The following is a 24,407-nucleotide window of genomic DNA, read 5'->3' on the forward strand; positions in this document are numbered from 1 at the left end:
TGCCTTTACTGGCCGCTAAGGACTCGCGCAGGGTCAATATTACTGGCGCGCCGCGCCGGATACCAACTTGCCAAAAGACTCAGCAACAATGCTGTGACCAGTACGTAGAAGACGTCCAGCCAGTGCAATTCCGATGGCAGGAAGTCAATAAAATAGATATCGCTGGAGAGGAACTGATGACCGATCAACTTTTCAATCCACTCAATAATCGGGGTAAGTTGCAGTGAAACAACTACGCCGATAATCACACCACACAGGCTACCGAATAGCCCTGCCAGCAATCCATACCAGACAAAGATGGCGCGAATTAAACCATCTTTCGCCCCCAGCGTTCTTAATACTGCGATATCGCCACTCTTGTCTTTCACCGCCATCACTAAGGTGGAGACGATGTTGAAACAGGCCACGCCAATCACCAGTACCATCGCCAGATACATAATGGCGCGGATCATCTGGATATCGCGATACATATAGCCGTAAGTACCAATCCAACTTTTAATATAAACATAGCTGTTGGTCACTTCACCCGCATCGCGTACCAGCTTATTGGCGTTGAAAACATCCGTCATTTTAAGGGCAATACCTGACACGCTGGAACCCATATCAAGATATTGTTGGGCATCTGCCAGCGGGATCATGGCAAAACTGTGATCGAGTTGACCACTCAACTGCAAAATACCGGCAATGTGCAAACGCACACGTTTTGGCTGCATCAGTTTATGCTCGGGATTCGAGTTGGGGATCATAATCGACACCCAATCGCCCTGCTTCACTTTCAGCGCATCCGCCACGCCTTTGCCGATGATAATTTGCTGTTCGCCCGCTTTAAAATTGCGCCAGGCATCCCCCTGAACAAACGAGGGTAATGCGCTCAGACGCTGTTCCTGTTGCGGGTTAACGCCCTTTACCTGGATTGCGCGAAGATTCGCGCCACTTTCTACCAGCCCGGTGAAATTGATATACGGCGCAGCGGCGGCAATACCCGGCACTTTCTGCACTTTATCCAGTGCTTCCTGCCAGTTAGTCCACGGCTGATCCACCGCTTCGATTTCACCATGCGGCACCACCGCCAGAATGCGGTTATTCAGTTCGCGTTCAAAGCCGTTCATCGCGCTTAAGCCGACGATCAATACCGCCACGCCGAGGGCAATGCCAATGGTAGAAATGACGGAGATCAGCGACACCATGCCGCCGCGCCGCCGTCCGCGACTAAAACGCAGGCCAATTAATAACGATAAAGGCATCGCCATTACTCCGCCCCCATCAGGCTCAGTTCCGCCGTCAGACGACCATCACGCATCTCCAGTTGGCGGCTCATACGTTTCGCCAGTTGCAGGTCGTGAGTAACCACCAGGAAGGCGGTGCCCTGCAAACGATTCAACTCCCCAAGTAACTGGAAGATGCTGTCGGCGTTACGCGCATCAAGGTTACCGGTAGGTTCATCCGCCAGTACCAGACGCGGGTTATTGACCAGCGCACGGGCAATCGCCACACGCTGGCGTTCGCCACCAGAAAGTTCAGATGGGCGGTGATTCGCACGATGCTCCAGCCCCACCGCTTTTAACATCTCCAGCGCACGGCTGTTGATTTCGGCGGGCTTTTTCTTGCCAATCAGCAGTGGCATAGCCACGTTTTCCAGGGCAGTAAAATCCGGCAGCAGGTGGTGAAACTGATAAATAAAGCCCAGCTTCTGGTTGCGCAGTTCTGCTTTCGCCGCTGACGACAGTTTGCTCATCGGCTGACCGTTAAAGATCACATCGCCGGAGGTTGGCGTATCCAGCCCGCCCAGCAGGTGCAGCAAGGTGCTTTTACCGGAACCAGAGCTACCGACGATCGCCATCATTTCACCTTCGCCGACGCTGAAACTGACATTGTGCAGTACATCAGTTTGCACACTGCCTTCCTGATAGCGTTTGCACAGGTTGTCGCATTGCAACAGGATCTTATTCATAACGTAAAGCCTCAGCGGGTTGTGTGGCGGCAGCGCGCCATGAAGGGTAAAGCGTAGACAGCAGCGCGATAGCCATCGCCACCAGCGCAATAACAATGACCTGTAAAGGTTCGATAGCGACCGGCAGCGCCGCGCCATCAAGCAGGACGCCGATTATCGGCATCAGATTATTTAACTGGCTGGCAAGCAGTGCGCCAAGCGCCGCTCCGAGGATTGCACCGATAATCCCGGCGCTGGCCCCTTGCACCATAAAGACCATCATGATTTGCCGCGGAGTCAGCCCCTGAGTCTGAAGAATGGCCACTTCGCCCTGCTTCTCCATCACCATTAACCCCAGCGAGGTAATAATGTTAAACGCCGCAACGGCGACAATCAGGCTCAGCAGCAAGCCCATCATATTTTTTTCCATGCGTACGGCCTGGAACAGCTCGCCTTTACGGTCACGCCAGTCCTGCCATTTGCTGCCTTCAGGCAGTTTTTGTTGACTTAATGAGTCGACTTTCAGCGGCTCATCCAGCCACAATCGCCAGCCGGTAATATTGCCTGCCGGATAACGCATCAGACGCGAGGCATCCTCAATATTCACCAGCATTTCATAGCCATCGACTTCACTGTTGGCAGCGAAAGTGCCAATCACATTGAACAGACGCTGGCTTGGAATACGCCCCATCGGCGTGAACTGGCTGGCAGATGGCACCATCACGCGGATTTGATCACCGCGATTGACGCCCAACTGTGAGGCAAGCTGTTCACCGAGGATGACATTATATTTCCCCGGCTCGAGGTCAGTTTGTTTCACATTGACCAGATACGGCGTTAGTGGATCTTTTTGCGCCGGATCGATACCCAGCATCACCCCGACCGCCACGCTGCGCGCGCTTTGCAGTACCACATCACCGGTAGTAATAGGTGCGACGCGATTAACGCCGTCCAGTTTGACTGCCGTTTCCGGGAGTTGCTGCGGGTTAAGAGAGCCATGCTCAGAAGAGAGAATTGCCTGTGGCATCAGGCCAAGGATGTTGTTTTGCAGCTCGCGCTCAAAACCGTTCATCACTGACAATACTGTGACCAGCGCCATCACCCCGAGGGTAATGCCGATGGTAGAAAGCCAGGAGACGAAACGACCGAAGCGATCCGCTGCACGCCCACGCATGTAACGCAGGCCAATAAATAGAGCGACAGGTTGGTACATGAAATCCGTCTGGTTGCTGTAGCAAAGACACGAGTATATAAGCGAAAGCGGGATGGGTAAACGTCTGAACTGTAAGTGATCGTCAGGGCTAATCTGAAAAGTAGCAGCAAATCAATCGACTAAAGGGCCTCATTTTCTCATTGGCCTTGTGGCCTGATCTTTATCTGAAAAATAACCAAATACAGACAGATACGCATTACACCACGCGACTGGCCCCTCAGGATCAACAGCATGTTAAATAAAAAGAGCGTGTTGTCCTGATGAAACAAAAAGAGCTATGGATTAACCAGATCAAAGGATTATGTATTTGTCTGGTAGTGATTTATCACTCGGTGATTACCTTTTATCCGCATCTGAGCACTTTTCAGCATCCGTTATCGGAAGTCCTGAGCAAATGCTGGATCTATTTCAATCTTTACCTTGCACCCTTTCGTATGCCGGTTTTTTTCTTTATATCCGGCTATTTGATTCGCCGCTATATCGACAGCGTACCGTGGGGAAATTGTCTCGATAAACGGATCTGGAACATCTTCTGGGTGCTGGCGCTTTGGGGCGTGGTGCAGTGGCTGGCGTTAAGTGCGCTGAACCAGTGGCTGGCACCTGAGCGCGATTTAAGCAATGCCTCCAATGCCGCTTATGCCGATTCCACCGGTGAGTTCCTGCACGGGATGATCACCGCCAGCACCAGCTTGTGGTATCTGTATGCGTTAATTGTCTATTTCGTGGTATGTAAAATTTTTAGCCGTCTGGCGCTGCCACTATTCGCCTTGTTTGTACTGCTGAGTGTGGCGGTTAATTTCGTTCCCACGCCGTGGTGGGGAATGAACAGTGTGATCCGCAATTTGCCTTATTACAGCCTTGGCGCATGGTTTGGCGCAACATTAATGACCTACGTTAAAGAGGTGCCGTTGCGCCGCCATCTGCTGATGGCTTCTTTGCTGACCGTTCTGGCGGTCGGTGCCTGGTTGTTTACTATCTCGCTGCTGTTGTCGCTGGTATCGATTGTGGTGATCATGAAGCTGTTTTATCAATACGAGCAACGTTTCGGTATGCGCTCCACCAGCCTGCTGAATGTGATTGGCACCAACACCATTGCTATCTACACCACCCATCGCATTCTGGTAGAGATATTCAGCTTAACTCTGCTTGCGCCAATGAACGCGGCACGCTGGTCGCCGCAAGTCGAACTGACACTCCTGATGGTTTACCCCTTTGTCAGTTTGTTCATCTGTACTGTTGCGGGCTTGCTGGTAAGAAAACTTTCACAGCGTGCATTCAGCGATCTGTTGTTCTCCCCGCCTTCACTGCCCGCTGCCGTCAGTTACTCCCGCTAAGCCATCGCCCCAGCCGGGGCGATTCAATTTGCTAAACCATGTCGATTACGGATAATGAACAGCATTGCTTATCAGAGATATGCCCCCATATGTTGAGGCATATCCTAACGAGAATCTGACAACCGTTATGCCTGAACAATATCGTTATACGCTGCCCGTCAAAGCGGGTGAGCAGCGTCTGCTGGGCGAGTTAACTGGCGCTGCCTGCGCGACGCTGGTAGCGGAAATTGCCGAACGTCACGCCGGACCAGTGGTGCTTATTGCGCCAGATATGCAAAATGCTCTGCGTTTGCATGATGAAATTAGCCAGTTTACCGACCAGATGGTGATGAATCTGGCGGACTGGGAAACTCTTCCCTACGACAGTTTTTCGCCTCATCAGGACATTATCTCCTCGCGCCTTTCCACCCTTTACCAGCTACCGACGATGCAACGTGGTGTACTGATTGTTCCGGTGAATACGCTTATGCAGCGCGTTTGCCCGCACAGTTTTCTCCACGGCCATGCGCTGGTGATGAAAAAAGGTCAGCGCCTGTCACGAGATGCATTACGAACCCAACTGGACAGCGCCGGTTATCGCCATGTTGACCAGGTTATGGAGCACGGCGAATACGCCACGCGCGGCGCGTTGCTGGATCTCTTCCCGATGGGAAGTGAGCTGCCTTATCGTCTTGATTTCTTTGATGATGAAATCGACAGTCTGCGGGTGTTTGACGTCGACAGCCAGCGCACGCTGGAGGAAGTAGAAGCGATCAATCTGCTGCCCGCGCACGAATTTCCGACCGATAAAGCGGCAATTGAACTGTTCCGCAGCCAGTGGCGCGATACCTTCGAAGTGAAGCGTGATCCGGAACATATTTACCAGCAAGTGAGTAAAGGCACATTACCTGCGGGGATCGAGTACTGGCAGCCATTGTTCTTCAGCGAACCACTGCCGCCGCTGTTCAGTTATTTCCCTGCCAATACCTTGCTGGTGAATACTGGCGATCTGGAAAACAGTGCCGAACGTTTCCAGGCTGACACGCTGGCGCGTTTTGAGAATCGCGGCGTCGATCCGATGCGCCCACTGTTGCCACCACAATCGCTCTGGCTGCGGGTGGACGAGCTCTTCTCAGAGCTGAAAAACTGGCCCCGAGTGCAGCTAAAAACTGAACATTTACCGACAAAAGCCGCGAATGCCAATTTAGGTTTCCAGAAACTGCCAGACCTGGCCGTTCAGGCACAACAAAAAGCGCCGCTGGATGCGCTGCGTAAGTTCCTCGAGTCTTTCGACGGTCCGGTGGTGTTCTCGGTAGAAAGTGAAGGTCGCCGTGAAGCGCTGGGTGAACTGCTCGCGCGAATTAAAATTGCTCCGCAACGCATTATGCGTCTTGATGAAGCCAGCGACCGTGGGCGTTATCTGATGATTGGCGCTGCCGAACATGGTTTTGTCGATACGGTGCGTAATCTGGCGCTGATCTGCGAAAGCGATCTGCTCGGTGAACGCGTTGCCCGTCGTCGTCAGGATTCTCGCCGCGCCATCAACCCCGATACACTGATCCGTAACCTCGCGGAGCTGCATATTGGTCAGCCGGTGGTCCATCTGGAGCACGGTGTCGGTCGTTATGCAGGAATGACCACGCTGGAAGCTGGAGGCATTACTGGCGAGTACCTGATGCTCACCTATGCCAACGACGCCAAACTGTATGTTCCGGTATCGTCACTGCATCTGATTAGCCGTTACGCAGGTGGCGCGGAAGAAAACGCCCCGCTGCATAAACTTGGCGGCGATGCGTGGTCACGCGCGCGGCAGAAAGCGGCGGAAAAAGTGCGTGATGTGGCGGCAGAATTACTGGATATTTACGCGCAACGCGCCGCCAAAGAGGGCTTCGCGTTTAAACACGATCGCGAGCAGTATCAGTTGTTCTGCGACAGCTTCCCGTTTGAAACCACGCCGGATCAGGCACAGGCCATTAATGCGGTACTTAGCGACATGTGTCAGCCGCTGGCAATGGATCGTCTGGTGTGCGGCGATGTTGGCTTTGGTAAAACAGAAGTGGCGATGCGCGCCGCTTTCCTGGCAGTAGATAACCACAAGCAGGTGGCGGTGCTGGTGCCTACCACCCTTCTCGCGCAGCAGCATTACGACAACTTCCGCGACCGTTTCGCCAACTGGCCGGTACGTATCGAAATGATCTCCCGTTTCCGCAGCGTCAAAGAGCAGACGCAAATCCTTGCGGAAGTGGCGGAAGGGAAAATCGATATTCTGATCGGTACGCACAAACTGCTGCAAAGTGACGTCAAGTTTAAAGATTTAGGCCTGCTGATTGTCGATGAAGAACACCGCTTCGGGGTGCGTCATAAAGAGCGCATTAAAGCGATGCGTGCGAACGTGGATATTCTGACGCTTACCGCTACGCCGATCCCACGTACGCTGAATATGGCGATGAGCGGAATGCGCGATCTGTCGATTATTGCCACGCCGCCCGCCCGTCGTCTGGCGGTCAAAACGTTTGTCCGCGAGTATGACAGTCTGGTGGTCCGGGAGGCGATCCTGCGTGAAATTTTGCGCGGAGGACAGGTTTATTATCTCTACAATGATGTGGAAAACATCCAGAAAGCCGCCGAACGGCTGGCAGAACTGGTACCTGAAGCGCGGATTGCCATCGGTCACGGGCAGATGCGTGAGCGCGAACTGGAACGGGTGATGAATGATTTCCATCATCAACGTTTCAACGTGCTGGTTTGTACCACCATTATCGAAACCGGGATCGACATCCCGACAGCCAACACCATTATCATTGAACGCGCGGATCACTTCGGTCTGGCGCAGCTGCACCAGTTACGCGGTCGCGTCGGACGTTCGCATCATCAGGCATATGCATGGTTGCTGACACCGCATCCAAAAGCGATGACTACCGATGCACAAAAACGTCTTGAAGCGATTGCCTCGCTGGAAGATCTCGGGGCAGGTTTTGCGCTGGCAACGCACGATCTGGAGATTCGCGGCGCGGGTGAACTGCTTGGCGAAGAACAAAGCGGCTCAATGGAAACCATCGGTTTCTCGCTGTATATGGAGTTGCTGGAAAACGCCGTCGATGCGCTGAAAGCCGGACGCGAGCCGTCGCTGGAAGATCTCACCAGTCAACAAACAGAAGTCGAGCTGCGGATGCCGTCGCTGTTGCCGGATGATTTCATTCCTGACGTGAATACGCGTTTGTCGTTCTATAAACGTATTGCCAGCGCCAAAACGGAAAACGAACTGGAAGAGATCAAAGTTGAGCTTATCGATCGCTTCGGCCTGCTGCCGGATCCGGCGCGTACCCTGCTGGATATTGCCCGTCTGCGCCAGCAAGCGCAGAAACTGGGGATCAGGAAGCTGGAAGGTAATGAGAAAGGCGGCGTGATCGAATTTGCCGAGAAGAATCACGTTAATCCGGCATGGCTGATTGGTTTGCTGCAAAAACAGCCGCAGCATTATCGCCTCGATGGCCCGACTCGCCTGAAGTTTATTCAGGATTTGAGCGAGCGAAAAACGCGTATCGAATGGGTACGCCAGTTTATGCGTGAACTGGAAGAGAACGCGATCGCTTAATAGTAAATCGGGGGCGTTTCTGCGCCCCCATCTGCAACATTTACAAATTCTTTGCACTTCCCTGCACTATCCGACACTGTCACCATCCATAATTCAGACTGATCTTTTTATTACAATAACCTTATATTTATTATGGATTTTTGGTGATGATCAAAACGCATTTTTCTCGCTGGCTAACGTTTTTTACGTTCGCCGCTGCCGTGGCGCTGGCGCTACCGGCAAAAGCCAACACCTGGCCACTGCCGCCAGCGGGCAGTCGTCTGGTTGGCGAAAACAAATTTCATGTGGTGGAAAATGACGGTGGTTCTCTGGAAGCCATCGCCAAAAAATATAATGTCGGCTTTCTCGCTCTGTTACAGGCTAACCCCGGCGTTGATCCTTACGTGCCGCGCGCGGGTAGCGTGTTAACGATCCCGTTGCAAACCCTACTTCCAGATGCGCCGCGCGAAGGCATTGTGATCAATATTGCGGAACTGCGTCTCTATTACTACCCGCCGGGTAAAAATTCGGTAACCGTGTATCCCATCGGCATTGGTCAGTTGGGTGGTGACACGCTGACGCCAACGATGGTGACTACCGTTTCGGACAAGCGTGCAAACCCAACCTGGACGCCAACAGCGAATATTCGCGCCCGTTATAAAGCTCAGGGGATTGAGCTACCTGCAGTGGTTCCGGCAGGACCGGATAACCCAATGGGCCATCATGCGATTCGTCTGGCGGCCTATGGCGGTGTTTATTTGCTTCACGGTACGAACGCCGATTTCGGCATTGGCATGCGGGTAAGTTCTGGCTGTATTCGTCTGCGTGATGACGATATCAAAACACTCTTTAGCCAGGTCACCCCTGGTACCAAAGTGAATATCATCAACACCCCGATTAAAGTCTCTGCCGAACCAAACGGTGCGCGTCTGGTTGAAGTACATCAACCGCTGTCAGAGAAGATTGATGACGATCCGCAACTGCTGCCAATTACACTGAATAGCGCAATGCAATCATTTAAAGATGCAGCGCAAACTGACGCTGAAGTGATGCAGCATGTGATGGATGTCCGTTCCGGGATGCCGGTGGATGTCCGCCGTCATCAAGTGAGCCCACAAACTCTGTAAATCCTGGATAAAAAAAATCCCCGCGACACGGCATGTCGCGGGGAAAAAATCAGCAGTAGCAGGCATTAATGAGGGTTAATGCTTATTTATAAATTACTGCTGTTCCATGGAGGGTATTTGGACCGGTTACAGAAGTAATACGGAATGATTTTGCGCCCATCTCATCCGCTTTTTGCGCCAGCTGCTCTTCCAGCGATCCCAGATTTGTCCCCGCGTTAGCACTGATAGTACCGACTTTTTGTTGGCCTTCTGGCGTTGACTGAACTTCGACAGCCGCAAAGCTGGCAAATGACATTGAGCTTAAAATCGCCGCAGCGATGAGGGTTTTTACGTTTTTCATAATAGTGGCCTTATGCAGATGAATGACGTCGCAAGCAATTACTTAACGATCGATAACTAAATGATAGATGTGATCTGGATCACATACAAGATATTTTTTATAACAATCATTAATTAATTTAAAAATCTTTAAATTTCAGTTAAATAGAAAGCAATTATTTTTATGGGATCTGGACTGGTGAACGGAGGTGATTATTTTTATAATAACCTTTCATTCACAGTCACCAGGTACAACGGCATCATGGCAACTGACTCAACACAATGTGTAAAAAAAAGCCGTGGCCGCCCAAAAGTGTTCGACAGGGATGCCGCGCTTGATAAGGCCATGAAATTGTTCTGGCAACACGGTTATGAAGCGACTTCTCTTGCGGACCTCGTCGAAGCGACCGGAGCCAAAGCGCCCACGCTATACGCGGAATTTACCAACAAAGAGGGGTTATTTCGCGCTGTACTCGACCGCTATATCGATCATTTTGCCGCTAAGCATGAAGCACAGCTGTTTTGTGAAGAGAAAAGCGTGGAGACTGCGCTGGCTGACTATTTTGCTGCCGTCGCCAACTGCTTTACCAGCAAAGACACCCCGGCTGGCTGCTTTATGATCAACAACTGCACCACCCTCTCCCCGGATTCCGGAGATATCGGCAATACGCTGAAATCACGCCATGCGATGCAAGAGCGCACTTTGCAGCAGTTTTTATGTCAACGACAAGCGCGCGGGGAAATCCCGACCCACTGTGACGTGACGCATCTGGCAGAATTCCTTAATTGTATTATTCAGGGGATGTCGATCAGCGCACGCGAAGGTGCATCGCTGGAAAAACTGATGCAGATTGCCCGAACGACTTTGCGTTTATGGCCGGAACTGGTGAAATAAGGCGCAAAAAAAGCCCCTCAACCTGAGCGAATGAGGGGCTAAATTGCAGAGTACAGCCTTGTTATACTTTGTTATTCAAAATCAGTTGCCCGTTGCCATCTAACGGGATCTGCGTACCCGGATCGCGGTCCATGCGGATTTTGCCCTGCTGATCGCCAATCTTATAGGTCACATCATAACCGAGCATTTTTTCTGACTTGTCATACACCGTTTTACAACGCTGTTGCGTAGTCGTGTAAGTATCGCTTTCCTGGAGAGAGCCCTGGATCTGGTTACCGGCATAGCCACCTCCCAGCGCCCCCACAACAGTGGCGACATCTTTACCGCGACCACCGCCAAACTGATGCCCTATCACGCCGCCAGCAACAGCGCCGAGCACCGACCCGGTAATGCGATTTTCATCCTGCACCGGTCGACGATGGGTCACTGTGACGTTGCGACACTCCTGACGCGGTGTTTTAACCGTTTCCTTGATTGGGGTTGCAGAAACAACCTGAGCGTATTGCGGGCCACGTTCAAACACGTTCAGACTGGCCACTGCCGCTACGCCCAACGCAGCTGCGACACCAATCCCGATACCCGCCAACATTGATTTATTCACGGGAACACCTCCTTCTTTGCTGTTATGCCAATCATGCAAGCGAAGGAGAAAAGCAGCTATCAGACAGAAGATGAAAAGCGCGGGAATGGCTGGAAATACTTAGGGATTCGGAGGAGTCTGAAGGAATGCCTGATGCGACGCTTAACGCGTCTTATCAGGCCTACCGCTCGTACCATTTGTCCAGGGCGGATAAGGCGTTTACGCCGCATCCGCCAGTACAAGCCGATTAATGCAACTTCAAACGTGGACGGATAACGCGGTTAATACTCCCCACCAGCATCATTAATCCGGTTTTAAAGTAACCATGCAGCGCAATCTGGTGCATTCGGTATAGCGAGATGTATACAAAGCGCGCAATTCGTCCTTCAATCATCATTGAGCCGCGCGTCAGGTTACCCATCAGGCTACCGACGGTGGAGAAGTTCGACAGCGATACCAGAGAACCGTGATCTTTATACTGATAATTTTTCAGCGGCTTACCGTTCATCTGCGCCAGAATGTTGTTCATTGCGCAGGTTGCCATCTGGTGTGCGGCCTGCGCACGCGGCGGAACAAAGCCCCCTTCCGGACGCGGGCATGACGCGCAGTCGCCAATAGCGTATATGTCTGGATCGCGAGTGGTTTGCAGCGTCGGTTCCACCACCAGCTGGTTGATACGGTTGGTTTCAAGACCACCGATATCTTTCAGGAAGTCTGGTGCTTTGATCCCGGCTGCCCACACCATCAGATCAGCCTCAATATATTCACCATCTTTAGTATGCAGGCCGCCTTCATCAGCACTGGTGACCATGGTTTGCGTCAGCACGCGAACGCCAAGTTTCGTTAACTCATTATGGGCCGCAGCAGAGATACGTGGCGGTAATGCAGGCAAAATACGTTCGCCCGCTTCTACCAGCGTTACGTTCAGGGCTTCGTTGGTCAGACCTTTATAACCGTAGCTGTGCAGTTGCTTGACCGCGTTGTGCAGTTCAGCGGAGAGCTCTACACCCGTCGCGCCGCCGCCGACAATCGCAATGTTCACTTTGCCATTCGCGCCCAGGTTGGCGGAGTATTTCAGGAACAGATTCAGCATCTCCTGGTGGAAGCGACGCGCCTGGTGCGGGTTATCGAGGAAAATGCAGTTCTCTTTGACACCTGGCGTATTGAAATCGTTAGAGGTGCTACCCAGCGCCATTACCAGGGTGTCATAGGCGATTTTACGTTCCGGAACCAGCAATTCACCTTTTTCGTCGCGCAGTTCTGCAATAGTGATTGTTTTCGCTTCACGATCAATATCAATTACGGAACCCAGCTGGAACTGGAAACCATGATTGCGCGCATGGGCCAGATAGCTCAACGCATCGACGCCTTCATCAAGCGAGCCAGTCGCCACTTCGTGCAGCAGCGGTTTCCACAGGTGGCTGTGGTTACGATCGACCAGCGTGATTTTGGCTTTTTTCTTGCGTCCCAGCTTATGCCCCAGCTGTGTTGCCATTTCCAGCCCACCAGCACCGCCGCCGACAATCACAATTTTTTTCAATGGCGTAGTCAACGTGACCCCCTTAAATTTATTAACCAATTGTTAATTAATGGTTATTGGCATAGCTCTTAATTAACAACAGGTTACAGCAATGAAAATGTTCTTCGCTATTGAGAATAACATGAATGGTGCATTGGTCATACCAAAATTGATGTTAATCAAGTTTTGTTGCTGAAAAGATAGGCGACTTTACCGGGCGAGATCAAAAAACAGAGTTTGTTGTTTATTATTTGAGCTAATTTATGAGAGTGGTATAGCGTGAGGGGTGTATGGAGGACGTTTGGTAGGCCTGATAAAATGCGCATCAGGTACCGGCAAGGTTACCTGATGCGACGAGGGCATTTACCCGAGGGTTTTGAACGCTTTAATGCGCTGTAAATGCGGGGAGATATTCTTGAATTTGTGCGTCTGCTCTTCGTCCCAGACAATCTCGTAATAATGATGCAGCTCTTCAGATGTCCGCTGGCTGTTAAGCGCTTCATCATTACGCGACAAAATCACCAGGCAACGATCGCGATTCTTTTCGCGGAAGTTGGTCACACACTTAGTGGCAATATCGGCATACTCTTCCGGGCGATCAATCTTGCCTTCCATGTTCTCATAAGGGAACAAATTAGGGTTGAAGATCACCTGGCGGATATCGCAAAGAAAACCAATCCGTTCCGCCCAGTATCCGCCCAGACCAACGCCGCAAATCAGCGGACGCTCGTCGACGTTCAGTTGCAACATTTTGTCCACTTCTTTGAGCAGATGCTGCATATCATGTTTCGGATGCCGCGTACTGTAGCTTATCAAGCGTACATCCGGGTCAATAAACTGCAATTGTAAGACTTTCTCGTGGTTACCCGGACTGTTAGAGTCAAAACCGTGTAAATAGATAATCATCGCTTCCTCACATAAGCCAGGGTTAGTGACCTGCTTTCTCTTCCTGCCAGCGTTCATGTAACTGATTCAGACGGGCGCTGATCGCTTTCCAGCGAGCCGAGTCCATCAGTTCCTGTCGCGAAAATGAACCTTTATGATACAAACGTGTAACACGTTCTGCCTTGATCGGTGACAGATTATCTAACACGCTGACGGCCCCTTTACGATTATTGCAGACCAGGATCATATCGCAACCCGCGTCCAGTGATGCCTGCCCGCGTTCGGCATAACTGCCCATAATCGCGGCACCTTCCATCGATAAATCGTCAGAGAAAATCACGCCATCAAAACCCAGTTCCTGACGCAAAACGGTTTTCAGCCAATAGGGAGAACCGCTCGCCGGACGCGGATCGACATCACTGTAGATCACATGCGCAGGCATAATGGCGTCGAGTTTATTTTCGCGGATTAAGGAACTGAAGACCGACATATCTTTAGCGCGAATCTCCGCTTGCGGACGTGGGTCACACGGTGTTTCTTTGTGTGAGTCTGCCGTTACTGCACCGTGTCCTGGGAAGTGTTTCCCGGTAGTTTTCATTCCGGCTTCATGCATACCATCAATAAACCGGCTGGCAATTGCCAGGGCTTTTTCGGGATCGGCATGATAAGAACGCTCGCCAATCGCCGCGCTGATATGCCCGACGTCCAGCACTGGCGCAAAGCTGATATCAATATCCATAGCAATCATTTCGCTGGCCATCAACCAACCTGCCTCTTGCGCCAGTTTTCCGCCTTCTTCCATTCCCAACAGCGCAGCAAATGATTGTGCCGCTGGCAAGCGGGTAAAACCTTCACGAAAACGCTGCACGCGTCCACCTTCCTGATCAACCGCCACCACCAGATGATTGCGCGAAGCTGCGCGGATCTGGCACACCAGTTCACGTAACTGGGCAGGATCATGATAGTTACGCGTAAAGAGAATCAGCCCTCCCACCAGCGGATGCGCCAGTATTTCACGCTCTTCCGCGTCCAGTTCGTAACCTTCGACATCCAACATTACTGGACCCACACTGCTCTCCTTATTGTTTTATTAATAGCTGCCGCCAGGTGTCATCGGCCAGCCTGATAAATTGTTGATCGCCGGTTTGTCGCCAACGGTACTCAAACCACCCTGCTTTGAGCATCAGCAGCCAGGGAAACCATCGCCTGACCTGACGCCATAATTGCGCCGGATAAATCTTCGCGCGAGTGGCATAGTCATTGACCAATTGCCGGTGCTGGTCAGTATTTTCCACCCACACCGCCGCCAGTTCCAGCGCGATATCACCATCTCCTGCATACTCCCAGTCGATGAGTTTTAACCCTGACGCGCTATGCACTAAATTTCCGGCGTGGACATCCATATGCAATGGACTTAAGCGTAAAGGCCGTGGTTCCCGCGCTTTGCGCAGACGTTTTAACCTTCGCAGCCAACCCACTGTCCGCCGCGCCGGATCGCTTTGCTGCCAGTACAGTTCCAGTAACGGCAACAGCGTTATTCGCCAGCCAAAACGCGGTTGTTGATGTAGATAATACAGTAAGCCTGCCAGTTCGTTGGTATCCGGCAAATACGTTTTTACCTCGCCGGGCAGATAGTCGACCACCATCCAGTCACGGAGATATAAATGCGGCTTCGGTGCAATGCATGCGGGTAGTTGTGATAAAGCCCGATACTGGCGCAAGAACGCGGACTGCGGCGCATCAGGATCGTGCGGCTGACGCACAACAAAACGCTGGCCCTGATGTTCAATGAGAAAACTCCCGCCACTAAGCCCACTATTAAACGTCGTGACGGGATGAAATTGCGGGAAAAAGCGCGACAGCAATTCGTCGCGCGTGATGGGATTATTGCTGCGAAACGGCACCTTTACCTGACCAGATAATTTCGCCCGTCTGCACCAGCATCAGCTGCATTTGTAGGGTCGGAGCGTTAACGTTGCCAGAGGCACTGGAGTATAGCACGTAATGAGCGCCGACATTGCGGGCAATGCCTATGGCTTTACTACGGGTGCCTAAACTGTCCTGCGGCGACAAACCTAACTGTTGCTTTGCCATCGACAGCTGCTGGGCGGAAACCAGGGTAAATTTACCGTTATTAGCCAGCGCATTTCGCAGCGTTTCGGTCGCTTCTGCGGCATTCAGCGAACCGTTAGTACGGTTGTTAACGCTATCAACCAGCAGGACGCTACCCGCAGTCACGCCGTCAGCCCCAAGCATCTTACTGACCATCGGCTGCATTGCACCATTCCAGTCATAATGGCGAATATGCGGCGCAGGCGGTGCAGTTTGATCTTCGTGCTCAATTGGGCCTGGCTGCTGCGGGATCGTCGGCACCGAGGGCACTGTGGGGACAGGCTGTTGTGGCTCGGCTGGTTGTTCCGGCGCTGGTTTCACTTCTTCTACCGGTGCAGGTTCACGTTGCCCCACACACCCGGCGAGAAACATCGCCAGCGCGGTAATCAAGGCGTAGCGACTCATTTTTGTCATCAAGATTCACCCCTTACAAATATAGATAAAGTCTGACTTTGTGCGCCCCCAGAAAATTGGCGCTGCCGTACAGCGTTACCGCCGAATGTGCGGGAATGGTAACGCTGCGTGGCCTTTCCAGAGGATGCATCTCCAGCCCTCTGGCGTCATACCAGTAAAAACGATAATGAACGGTAACGGGTTCTTGCCTTTCGTTATAAAGCGTTGAGGATGCTGAAGGTTGAATATCAGACGTCGAAAGGACGGGCTTTTCTGCACTGATGCCCGCAGCCAATAAAGATGACTCCATCACCAGCGATTGCTCATCATTCACCGGAATTTCCGGATGTGAACGACAGCCCACCAGCACTAACAACGCCAGAGACACCAGCCCAAAGCATCCTTTTCTCATCGTTACAGACCTTTATGCGCCAGCATTGGTCCCAGCGGACGGCCACCCAACAAGTGCATATGGATGTGGTAAACCTCTTGTCCGCCGTGGCGGTTGGTGTTCATGATCAGACGATAGCCATCTTCGGCAATACCTTCTTGCTCAGCAATTTTTGCCGCTACGGTGATCATGCGTCCCAGCGCCTGCTCATGCTCAGCAGACACGTCGTTCACAGTCGGAATGAGGATATTCGGAATGATCAGAATATGCGTTGGCGCTTGCGGCGAAATATCGCGAAACGCCGTTACCAGATCATCCTGGTAGACGATATCGGAGGGGATCTCACGACGAATAATTTTGCTGAATATAGTTTCTTCTGCCACGACATTTTCCTTTTTCAAATAGCCATGCGTTGCGCCATGCTACGCCGCGCCACACTGCGAGTATAGAGTATGGTCGAGTTAAACCTGCTCTTTCAACCTTAACTCACGATTTCTTAAGCAAAAAATCGTTTTGCTGCCGTATATATCGCCATTATTCCCATTTCTGCCTGCGAATGCGCTGAAAAGACATTCTCTGTTTGGTTTACACGCCAAACATTAATGCGTATATTTCTCATTTGCATTTACATACAAAATTATTCGCACACTAAATATAACCGCTCATCACCCTCCTCCGGCATGAGCCTGACGACAACATAAACCAAGAGATTTCAAATGCTTTCAACACAATTTAACAGGGATAATCAATATCAAGCCATCACCAAACCGTCACTACTTGCCGGTTGCATTGTACTGGCACTATTACCTTCTGCCGCTTTTGCTGCACCAGCCACTGAAGAAACGGTGATTGTTGAGGGTTCAGCCACAGCTCCAGATGATGGCGAAAATGATTACAGCGTAACGTCTACCTCTGCAGGTACCAAAATGCAGATGACTCAACGTGATATTCCTCAGTCGGTCACTATTGTTAGCCAGCAGCGGATGGAAGATCAGCAGTTACAAACGCTGGGCGAAGTGATGGAAAACACGCTGGGGATCAGCAAAAGTCAGGCGGATTCCGATCGTGCTCTTTATTATTCCCGCGGATTCCAGATCGATAACTATATGGTTGATGGTATCCCCACCTATTTTGAATCGCGCTGGAATCTGGGCGACGCACTTTCTGATATGGCACTGTTTGAACGCGTAGAAGTAGTGCGTGGCGCGACAGGACTCATGACCGGGACGGGTAATCCATCTGCGGCAATTAATATGGTTCGAAAACACGCGACCAGTCGTGAATTTAAAGGCGATGTCTCGGCGGAATACGGTAGCTGGAACAAAGAACGGTATGTGGCGGATTTACAAAGCCCACTCACCGAAGATGGTAAAATCCGCGCGCGAATTGTCGGCGGCTACCAGAATAACGACTCATGGCTGGACCGCTACAACAGTGAAAAGACCTTCTTCTCCGGCATTGTCGATGCTGATTTAGGCGATCTTACGACGCTTTCAGCCGGTTACGAATATCAGCGCATTGATGTTAATAGCCCAACCTGGGGCGGTTTACCGCGCTGGAATACTGATGGCAGCAGCAACAGTTACGATCGCGCACGCAGTACCGCACCTGACTGGGCGTATAACGATAAAGAGATCAACAAGGTCTTTATGACCCTCAAGCAGCGGTTTGCTGATACCTGGCAAGCGACACTGAATGCCACCCACTCCGAAGTCGAATTTGACAGTAAAATGATGTATGTCGATGCCTATGTAAATAAAGCGGATGGTATGCTGGTTGGGCCATACAGTAATTATGGACCTGGCTTTGATTATGTCGGCGGCACCGGTTGGAACAGCGGCAAACGTAAAGTTGATGCGCTGGATTTGTTTGCTGACGGTAGTTATGAATTGTTTGGTCGTCAGCACAATCTAATGTTTGGTGGCAGTTACAGCAAACAAAACAATCGTTACTTCAGTTCATGGGCAAACATCTTCCCGGATGAAATTGGCAGTTTCTACAACTTTAATGGCAATTTCCCACAAACCGACTGGTCACCACAGAGCCTGGCGCAGGACGATACCACACATATGAAATCGTTATATGCTGCCACTCGTGTCACCCTTGCCGATCCGCTGCATCTGATCCTCGGCGCTCGTTATACCAACTGGCGGGTTGATACGCTGACTTACAGCATGGAGAAAAACCACACCACGCCTTACGCTGGTCTGGTGTTTGACATCAATGACAACTGGTCGACCTACGCCAGCTATACCTCTATTTTCCAGCCGCAAAATGATCGTGACAGTTCAGGCAAATATCTGGCTCCAATCACCGGTAACAACTACGAGCTGGGTCTGAAATCGGACTGGATGAATAGCCGTCTGACCACCACGTTAGCCATCTTCCGTATTGAGCAGGATAATGTCGCTCAGTCCACCGGTACACCTATCCCCGGCAGCAACGGCGAAACCGCCTATAAAGCGGTGGATGGGACAGTCAGTAAAGGTGTGGAATTTGAACTCAACGGCGCAATTACCGACAACTGGCAGCTGACGTTTGGCGCAACGCGCTATATTGCAGAGGATAACGAAGGAAACGCCGTTAATCCTAATCTGCCACGCACCACGGTTAAAATGTTCACCAGCTATCGGTTGCCTGTCATGCCAGAGTTGACGGTCGGCGGTGGTGTTAACTGGCAAAATCGCGTGTATACCGACACCGTGACGCCGTATGGCACCTTCCGCGCCGAGCAAGGTAGCTACGCGCTGGTGGATCTCTTCACCCGCTACCAGGTGACGAAAAACTTCTCGTTACAGGGGAACGTCAATAACCTGTTCGACAAAACCTACGATACCAACGTGGAAGGTTCTATCGTCTACGGCGCACCGCGTAATTTCAGCATTACCGGCACGTATCAATTCTGAATAACACCTGTAAAAAAGGCAGCCATCCGGCTGCCTTAGTCTCCCCAACGTCTTACGGATTAGTGGTTACGGATGTACTCATCCATCTCGGTTTTCAGGTTATCGGATTTAGTACCGAAAATCGCCTGAACACCAGAACCAGCAACCACTACGCCCGCTGCGCCCAGTTTCTTCAGGCCAGCCTGATCCACTTTAGACACATCAGCAACGCTGACGCGCAGACGGGTAATACATGCGTCGAGGTTAGTAATATTTTCTTTACCACCAAATGCAGCAACCAGAGCCGGTGCCATTTCGCTGGTACCTGTCGCTTTTGCATCTTCAGTCGCATCTTCACGACCCGGCGTTTTCAGATCCAGTGCTTTAATCAGCACGCGGAAGATGGTGTAGTAAACAATTGCATAACCGATACCGACGATCGGGAACAGCCACAGTTTGCTGCTGTTACCAGACAGAACAATGAAGTCGATCAGACCGTGCGAGAACGACGTACCGTCACGCATCCCCAGAAGAATACAGATTGGGAATGCCAGGCCTGCCAGAATCGCGTGGATGATGTACAGGATCGGCGCAACGAACATGAAGGAGAACTCGATCGGCTCGGTGATACCGGTCAGGAACGAGGTCAGCGCCGCGGAGATCATAATACCGCCCACTTTCGCGCGGTTTTCTGGTTTAGCAGAGTGCCAGATAGCAATTGCGGCAGCTGGCAGACCGTACATTTTGAACAGGAAGCCACCAGACAGTTTACCCGCAGTCGGGTCACCCGCCATATAACGCGGAATGTCGCCGTGGAAAACCTGACCTGCTGCGTTGGTGTATTCACCAATTTGCATCTGGAAAGGTACGTTCCAGATGTGGTGCAGACCAAACGGTACCAGGCAACGTTCGATGAAACCGTAAATGCCAAACGCAACTACCGGGTTCTGGTAAGCAGCCCACTGAGAGAAGGTCTGGATTGCAGAACCAATCGGCGGCCAAATGAAGGACAGCACAACGCCAGTAAAGATGGCAGCCAGGCCAGAAATGATCGGCACAAAACGTTTACCGGCAAAGAAGCCAAGATACTCAGGCAGCTTAATACGGTAGAAACGGTTAAACATGTACGCTGCGATCGCACCGGAGATAATCCCCCCGAGTACGCCAGTATCCGCCAGGTGTTTAGAGGCGATTTCTTCAGCAGGTAAATGCAGTACCAGTGGCGCAACCACGGCCATGGTTTTAACCATGATGCCATAGGCAACAACTGCGGCCAGCGCGGATACGCCATCGTTATTGGTAAAGCCGAGGGCGACACCAATCGCAAAAATCAGTGGCATGTTTGCAAAGACGGAACCGCCTGCTTCTGCCATAACATGCGATACAACGGCGGGCAGCCAGCTGAAATTCGCGGAACCGACGCCCAGCAGAATACCTGCGATAGGCAGTACGGATACCGGCAGCATCAGCGATTTACCGACCTTTTGCAGGTTAGCAAATGCATTCTTAAACATAATTGAGAGTGCTCCTGAGTATGGGTGCTTTTTTACGTTCTCACGCGTGGCAAGGGGGGAGAGCCTCGCCGTGTACAGGGCATCTAAGCGCCCTTTATTTATTACACAGAGTAAAATAATTCAGTGCCGATTTGTTTGACGGCTATCACGTTTCAACTTCAGATCATTGGAGAAGTTGCACATTTTGACAAAACATATGTCACAATATTTCAAACGTGGTTATTCACCGCCCAATTTTCGGCGGTGAACTTTACTCGTTTTAGCCATTAATTACGAGCTTTAAAAAAACTCATTCAACGGATGGATTGAAGGCGGGAAGCGTCGATGTGAAACAGACGGGCGAAGTTATCGGTGGTTACCTGCGCCAGTTCTTCAACGGCAACACCTTTCAACACAGCCATGTATTCTGCAACGTCACGAACCATCGCAGGTTGATTCTCTTTTCCTCGATGCGGCACCGGCGCAAGGTAAGGTGAGTCAGTTTCTACCAGTAACCGATCCAGGGGGACATAACGCGCAGCATCGCGCAGTTGCTCCGCATTACGGAAGGTCACAATGCCGGAAAAGGAGATGTAAAATCCGAGATCCAGTAATTTACCCGCCGTTTCTCTGTCCTCTGTAAAACAGTGTAGTACGCCACCGCAATCCGTCACTTTTTCTTCGCGCAGAATTGCCAGCGTATCGGCGCGGGCGTCACGGGTATGGACGATAACCGGCTTGTTCAGTTCACGACCAATCTGGATATGATGGATGAAGGACTCTTGCTGCCGTACTTTAGTTTCCGGCGTGTAATAATAATCCAACCCGGTTTCACCCAGCGCAACAACGCCCTCTTCTGCCGCCAGACGGCGTAAATCTTCTACATCGTAGGGATCATTCTGGTTGAGTGGATGCACGCCACAAGAAAATACGACGTTGTCACGTTCGCCTACCAGATCCCGCATGTGTAAATAACCCGGTAATGTTGTGGCGACTGCCAGACAAAATTTCACATCGCGTGCGGCGGCTTTCGCCAGAACGTCATCCACGTCCTTATGCAAAGATTCATAATCCAGACCATCGAGATGGCAGTGTGAGTCGACTAAAAACATGATGTCTCTCTTAAAGATGAGGAACCGGTAGCACAACGCCCGGTTGCAGGTAATGCTCAATACGCAGTAAAAGATCGGTGATGAGAAGCTCGCGGTTGATGCCTGTGACGGACATTAACTGTTCACGAATGTGGCAAACATCCCCCAGTATAGCCTGCAGGCGCGAGGGAGAAAGATGGTTTGCCAGTTCGACGACCAGCCCCGGCACATCAACATTGGTCACCTGCGCAGCGCCATAATGGCGTTTTAGCGCATCCATCAGCAACGTTGCCAGCCAGTGTAAACGCGCCGGAGCTTGTTCATGATTAAGGGCCGCTAGCAGCGAATACCAGTCGCCCGATTGCACGCTATATGCCAGCGCCTGACACAATGTTTCACGAGCCTGCCAGTTATCTCCCTGAAACAACGCCAGTGCCGCGCCAGGCGAACCGGCGCTTAAGCGCAATGCGGCAAGTAGTGCATCCTGTGACATTGTCACTTCGCGTGAAAGCCAGGTCACGGCGTACTGTTCCGGCGGCGGCGCAAGGTAATGTAACCGACAACGACTACGTAATGTTGCCAGTAAGCGTTCAGGCTCGCGGGTAGCCAGGAAAAACCAAGTTTCTGCTGGTGGCTCTTCAAGCGTTTTCAGCAATGCGTTAGCCGCGGCGTCAGTCAGTAAGGCAGCATCGGTTACCCAGACAACTTTCGCACCACCTAAGCGTGCGTGCTCATTTAACTTTTCGGTGACTTCACGTACCGCATCAATGCCCAGCGCATTTTTCCCTTTTTCGGGAGCCAGGGTGTAATAATCGGGATGCGTGCCAGCCTGCATCAACTGACATCCACGACAGTGACCGCAACTTTTGTGGCCCTGCGGTTGTTGGCAGAGTAAATAACGGCTCAGGGCGTAGATTAAAGCATCATCGCCCATGCCCGGTAACGCCTGAATGAGCAGCGCATGGTGACCTCTTCCGGCCTGATAGCTGGCTACCAGTTTTTCGAAATCAGGTCGTAACCATGGATACCATCTCATGCGTCCAACTCCTTCACCCAGTTGGTCACGGTAGTGCGGATTGCATCCATCACGGCCTCCAGCGGCTGGGTGGCATCAATGGTATGAATGCTTTTATCTTGTGCTGCCAGTTCCAGATAGCGGGCGCGGGTGCGATTAAAGAAATCGAAAGATTCTTGCTCAATACGATCCAGCTCGCCGCGCGCACGCGCGCGTTTTAAGCCAACCTCCGGGGTAACATCGAGATAGAGCGTTAAGTCGGGGCGAAAATCCCCGAGAACAGCATCACGCAGTGTTGCCAGCATATGTTGGTCAATACCACGTCCTCCACCCTGATAGGCTTGAGTGGAGAGATCGTGGCGATCGCCAATCACCCAGGTGCCGTTAGCCAGCGCAGGTTTGATGACCGTTTCTACCAGTTGAACGCGCGCGGCATAAAACATCAGAACTTCGGCTTTATCGGTAATGACTTCATCGCCTACCGATTTGATATCCAGCACCAGGCTTCTTAACTTTTCGGCAAGTTGCGTACCGCCAGGTTCCCGAGTGAAAACCATGTCGCGGATACCCAGTTGCTCGAGCGTCTCAACCACCACGTTACGCGCGGTAGTTTTGCCTGCGCCTTCCAGCCCCTCAATGACGATATACTTACTGCGCATTTTTTTCCTTAAGCACTTTCAGATAATCCTGCACAGACTTGTTATGACTGGCAAGATTGGTATTAAACGTGTGACCACCTTTACCATCGGCCACAAAATAGAGATACGGCGTTTTTGCCGGATGCGCAGCAGCCTTCAGCGAATCCGCCCCCGGCGTCGCTATCGCACCTGGCGGCAAACCGGTAATGGTATAGGTGTTATACGCTGTCGGCGTTTCCAGGTCTGCACGAGAAAGTTTGCCATTATAACGCTCTCCCATCCCGTAAATCACGGTCGGGTCGGTCTGCAGGCGCATACCAATGCGTAAACGGTTGATAAATACCGAGGCAACCTGATCGCGTTCGCTGGAAACGGCGGTTTCTTTTTCGATAATTGATGCCATCGTCACCAGCTGGTTTTTATCTTTATAGGGCAGACCGTCCGCACGCCCTTCCCAGGCGCTATCGACCGCTTTCACCATTTTCTTGTGCGCTCGCTTGAGTAACGCGACATCGGTGGTATTGGCGGTATACATCCAGGTGTCTGGCCAGAACCAACCTTCAATCCACTCCGGGTTTTCCAGTTCAAGTGCCTGCGCTACGGTGGCGTACTTATCGTCGCTCAGCGTGTGCTTGATATACGGGGCCTCACGCAATTGCTTGAGGTAATCGCTCAGACGCATCCCTTCTACCAGTCGCAGAGGGAACTGTGCTTCTTTACCGCTTTCCAGCAATTTCAGCATCTCGCGCACGGTCATCTGCGGTGTAAAGCGGTAAGTCCCGGCTTTAAAGTGAGAAAGATCCGGTTCGATACGCAGCAGCCATTGGAAAACCCGTGGGCGATTGATGATCTTATCGGCATAAAGCTGTTCACCGAGCGCCAGACGTCCGGTCCCTGGCTTCAGGGTAAATATCGTCTCTTCTTTGATAAGCAATTTGCTGTCGGCAAGATGGCGAACCTTCCAGACGCCCACACCAGCGGCGATACCCAGTACCACCAGCAATAACAAGATAATCAATAACACTTTTTTCATGA

Annotated in this window: 22 protein-coding genes; 5 read left to right on the plus strand and 17 right to left on the minus strand. The window is 51.6% G+C overall.

Annotated features, from left to right (window positions below):
• Positions 1–5: 5 nt before the first annotated feature.
• The 3 genes from lolE to lolC are packed head-to-tail and all read right to left on the minus strand — an operon-like array spanning position 6 to position 3,143.
• Positions 6–1,250, minus strand: a complete 1,245-nt coding sequence (gene lolE / locus ACJHYD_RS11190; RefSeq protein ID WP_019842380.1) for a lipoprotein-releasing ABC transporter permease subunit LolE — start codon at positions 1,248–1,250, stop codon at positions 6–8.
• Positions 1,250–1,951, minus strand: a complete 702-nt coding sequence (gene lolD / locus ACJHYD_RS11195; protein WP_001033695.1) for a lipoprotein-releasing ABC transporter ATP-binding protein LolD — start codon at positions 1,949–1,951, stop codon at positions 1,250–1,252. Before lolD ends, lolE begins: the two co-directional genes overlap by 1 nt.
• Complete coding sequence (gene lolC, locus ACJHYD_RS11200) at positions 1,944–3,143, minus strand: lipoprotein-releasing ABC transporter permease subunit LolC (RefSeq protein WP_000284714.1); 1,200 nt, start codon at positions 3,141–3,143, stop codon at positions 1,944–1,946. The genes lolD and lolC overlap by 8 nt, the downstream gene beginning before the upstream one ends.
• Before the next feature lie 260 nt (positions 3,144–3,403).
• Here lolC and ACJHYD_RS11205 point away from each other — a divergent pair, with 260 nt between their 5' ends.
• The 3 genes from ACJHYD_RS11205 to ldtC all read left to right on the plus strand — a co-directional run bounded on the left by ACJHYD_RS11205 (position 3,404) and on the right by ldtC (position 9,157).
• Complete coding sequence (locus tag ACJHYD_RS11205) at positions 3,404–4,477, plus strand: acyltransferase family protein (RefSeq protein WP_001550959.1); 1,074 nt, start codon at positions 3,404–3,406, stop codon at positions 4,475–4,477.
• Positions 4,478–4,604: 127 nt separating this feature from the next.
• On the plus strand, positions 4,605–8,051 hold the full coding sequence (gene mfd / locus ACJHYD_RS11210; protein ID WP_019842381.1) for a transcription-repair coupling factor: 3,447 nt from the start codon (positions 4,605–4,607) through the stop codon (positions 8,049–8,051).
• Between the two features lie 143 nt (positions 8,052–8,194).
• On the plus strand, positions 8,195–9,157 hold the full coding sequence (ldtC, locus tag ACJHYD_RS11215; RefSeq protein WP_019842382.1) for a L,D-transpeptidase LdtC: 963 nt from the start codon (positions 8,195–8,197) through the stop codon (positions 9,155–9,157).
• 82 nt (positions 9,158–9,239) lie between these two features.
• Here the strand turns inward: ldtC and bhsA are convergent, their stop codons facing one another.
• Positions 9,240–9,497 carry a multiple stress resistance protein BhsA gene (gene bhsA, locus ACJHYD_RS11220; RefSeq protein ID WP_000800153.1) on the minus strand — a complete coding sequence of 86 codons (258 nt, stop codon included), beginning with the start codon at positions 9,495–9,497 and terminating at the stop codon, positions 9,240–9,242.
• A 240-nt stretch (positions 9,498–9,737) separates the two neighbouring features.
• Here bhsA and comR point away from each other — a divergent pair, with 240 nt between their 5' ends.
• Positions 9,738–10,370: a TetR family copper-responsive transcriptional repressor ComR gene (comR, locus tag ACJHYD_RS11225; protein ID WP_024176208.1), complete on the plus strand. Its 633-nt coding sequence runs from the start codon at positions 9,738–9,740 to the stop codon at positions 10,368–10,370.
• 61 nt (positions 10,371–10,431) lie between these two features.
• On the opposite strand, the gene ACJHYD_RS11230 is transcribed toward comR, so the two are convergent.
• The 8 genes from ACJHYD_RS11230 to hinT form a co-directional block, all read right to left on the minus strand.
• On the minus strand, positions 10,432–10,971 hold the full coding sequence (locus ACJHYD_RS11230) for a glycine zipper 2TM domain-containing protein (protein WP_001563799.1): 540 nt from the start codon (positions 10,969–10,971) through the stop codon (positions 10,432–10,434).
• A 226-nt stretch (positions 10,972–11,197) separates the two neighbouring features.
• The gene (gene ndh / locus ACJHYD_RS11235; protein WP_000211045.1) at positions 11,198–12,502 is read right to left on the minus strand and encodes an NADH-quinone dehydrogenase; all 1,305 of its coding nucleotides are present in this window, start codon (positions 12,500–12,502) and stop codon (positions 11,198–11,200) included.
• Positions 12,503–12,832: 330 nt separating this feature from the next.
• Complete coding sequence (ycfP, locus tag ACJHYD_RS11240; RefSeq protein WP_000587933.1) at positions 12,833–13,375, minus strand: alpha/beta hydrolase YcfP; 543 nt, start codon at positions 13,373–13,375, stop codon at positions 12,833–12,835.
• A gap of 22 nt (positions 13,376–13,397) precedes the next feature.
• Positions 13,398–14,423, minus strand: coding sequence for a beta-N-acetylhexosaminidase (gene nagZ, locus ACJHYD_RS11245; RefSeq protein WP_001550955.1), 1,026 nt, complete (start codon positions 14,421–14,423; stop codon positions 13,398–13,400).
• Positions 14,424–14,433: 10 nt separating this feature from the next.
• Complete coding sequence (thiK, locus tag ACJHYD_RS11250; protein ID WP_001550954.1) at positions 14,434–15,258, minus strand: thiamine kinase; 825 nt, start codon at positions 15,256–15,258, stop codon at positions 14,434–14,436.
• Positions 15,239–15,880, minus strand: coding sequence for a penicillin-binding protein activator LpoB (lpoB, locus tag ACJHYD_RS11255; protein WP_000164439.1), 642 nt, complete (start codon positions 15,878–15,880; stop codon positions 15,239–15,241). The genes thiK and lpoB overlap by 20 nt, the downstream gene beginning before the upstream one ends.
• Before the next feature lie 13 nt (positions 15,881–15,893).
• Positions 15,894–16,271, minus strand: a complete 378-nt coding sequence (locus tag ACJHYD_RS11260) for a YcfL family protein (protein ID WP_001225291.1) — start codon at positions 16,269–16,271, stop codon at positions 15,894–15,896.
• Positions 16,272–16,273: 2 nt separating this feature from the next.
• Positions 16,274–16,633 carry a purine nucleoside phosphoramidase gene (gene hinT, locus ACJHYD_RS11265; RefSeq protein ID WP_000807125.1) on the minus strand — a complete coding sequence of 120 codons (360 nt, stop codon included), beginning with the start codon at positions 16,631–16,633 and terminating at the stop codon, positions 16,274–16,276.
• A 333-nt stretch (positions 16,634–16,966) separates the two neighbouring features.
• Here hinT and fhuE point away from each other — a divergent pair, with 333 nt between their 5' ends.
• Positions 16,967–19,156: a ferric-rhodotorulic acid/ferric-coprogen receptor FhuE gene (gene fhuE, locus ACJHYD_RS11270; RefSeq protein WP_001550953.1), complete on the plus strand. Its 2,190-nt coding sequence runs from the start codon at positions 16,967–16,969 to the stop codon at positions 19,154–19,156.
• Between the two features lie 59 nt (positions 19,157–19,215).
• Here fhuE and ptsG read toward each other — a convergent pair whose 3' ends face one another.
• The 5 genes from ptsG to yceG all read right to left on the minus strand — a co-directional run bounded on the left by ptsG (position 19,216) and on the right by yceG (position 24,405).
• The gene (gene ptsG, locus ACJHYD_RS11275) at positions 19,216–20,649 is read right to left on the minus strand and encodes a PTS glucose transporter subunit IIBC (RefSeq protein ID WP_000475719.1); all 1,434 of its coding nucleotides are present in this window, start codon (positions 20,647–20,649) and stop codon (positions 19,216–19,218) included.
• A 293-nt stretch (positions 20,650–20,942) separates the two neighbouring features.
• On the minus strand, positions 20,943–21,740 hold the full coding sequence (locus ACJHYD_RS11280) for a metal-dependent hydrolase (protein WP_000480245.1): 798 nt from the start codon (positions 21,738–21,740) through the stop codon (positions 20,943–20,945).
• Positions 21,741–21,750: 10 nt separating this feature from the next.
• Positions 21,751–22,755, minus strand: a complete 1,005-nt coding sequence (gene holB / locus ACJHYD_RS11285; RefSeq protein WP_001267924.1) for a DNA polymerase III subunit delta' — start codon at positions 22,753–22,755, stop codon at positions 21,751–21,753.
• Positions 22,752–23,393 (minus strand): dTMP kinase, encoded by a 642-nt coding sequence (gene tmk, locus ACJHYD_RS11290; protein ID WP_001257002.1) that lies wholly within the window; start codon positions 23,391–23,393, stop codon positions 22,752–22,754. Before tmk ends, holB begins: the two co-directional genes overlap by 4 nt.
• Entirely contained in the window at positions 23,383–24,405 is a 1,023-nt protein-coding gene (yceG, locus tag ACJHYD_RS11295) for a cell division protein YceG (protein WP_000756841.1), read from the minus strand. Before yceG ends, tmk begins: the two co-directional genes overlap by 11 nt.
• Positions 24,406–24,407 lie beyond the last annotated feature (2 nt).

The sequence above is a fragment of the Escherichia sp. WS1368 genome, assembly GCF_046487485.1.
In the GTDB taxonomy this organism is placed as follows: Bacteria; Pseudomonadota; Gammaproteobacteria; order Enterobacterales; family Enterobacteriaceae; genus Escherichia; species Escherichia coli.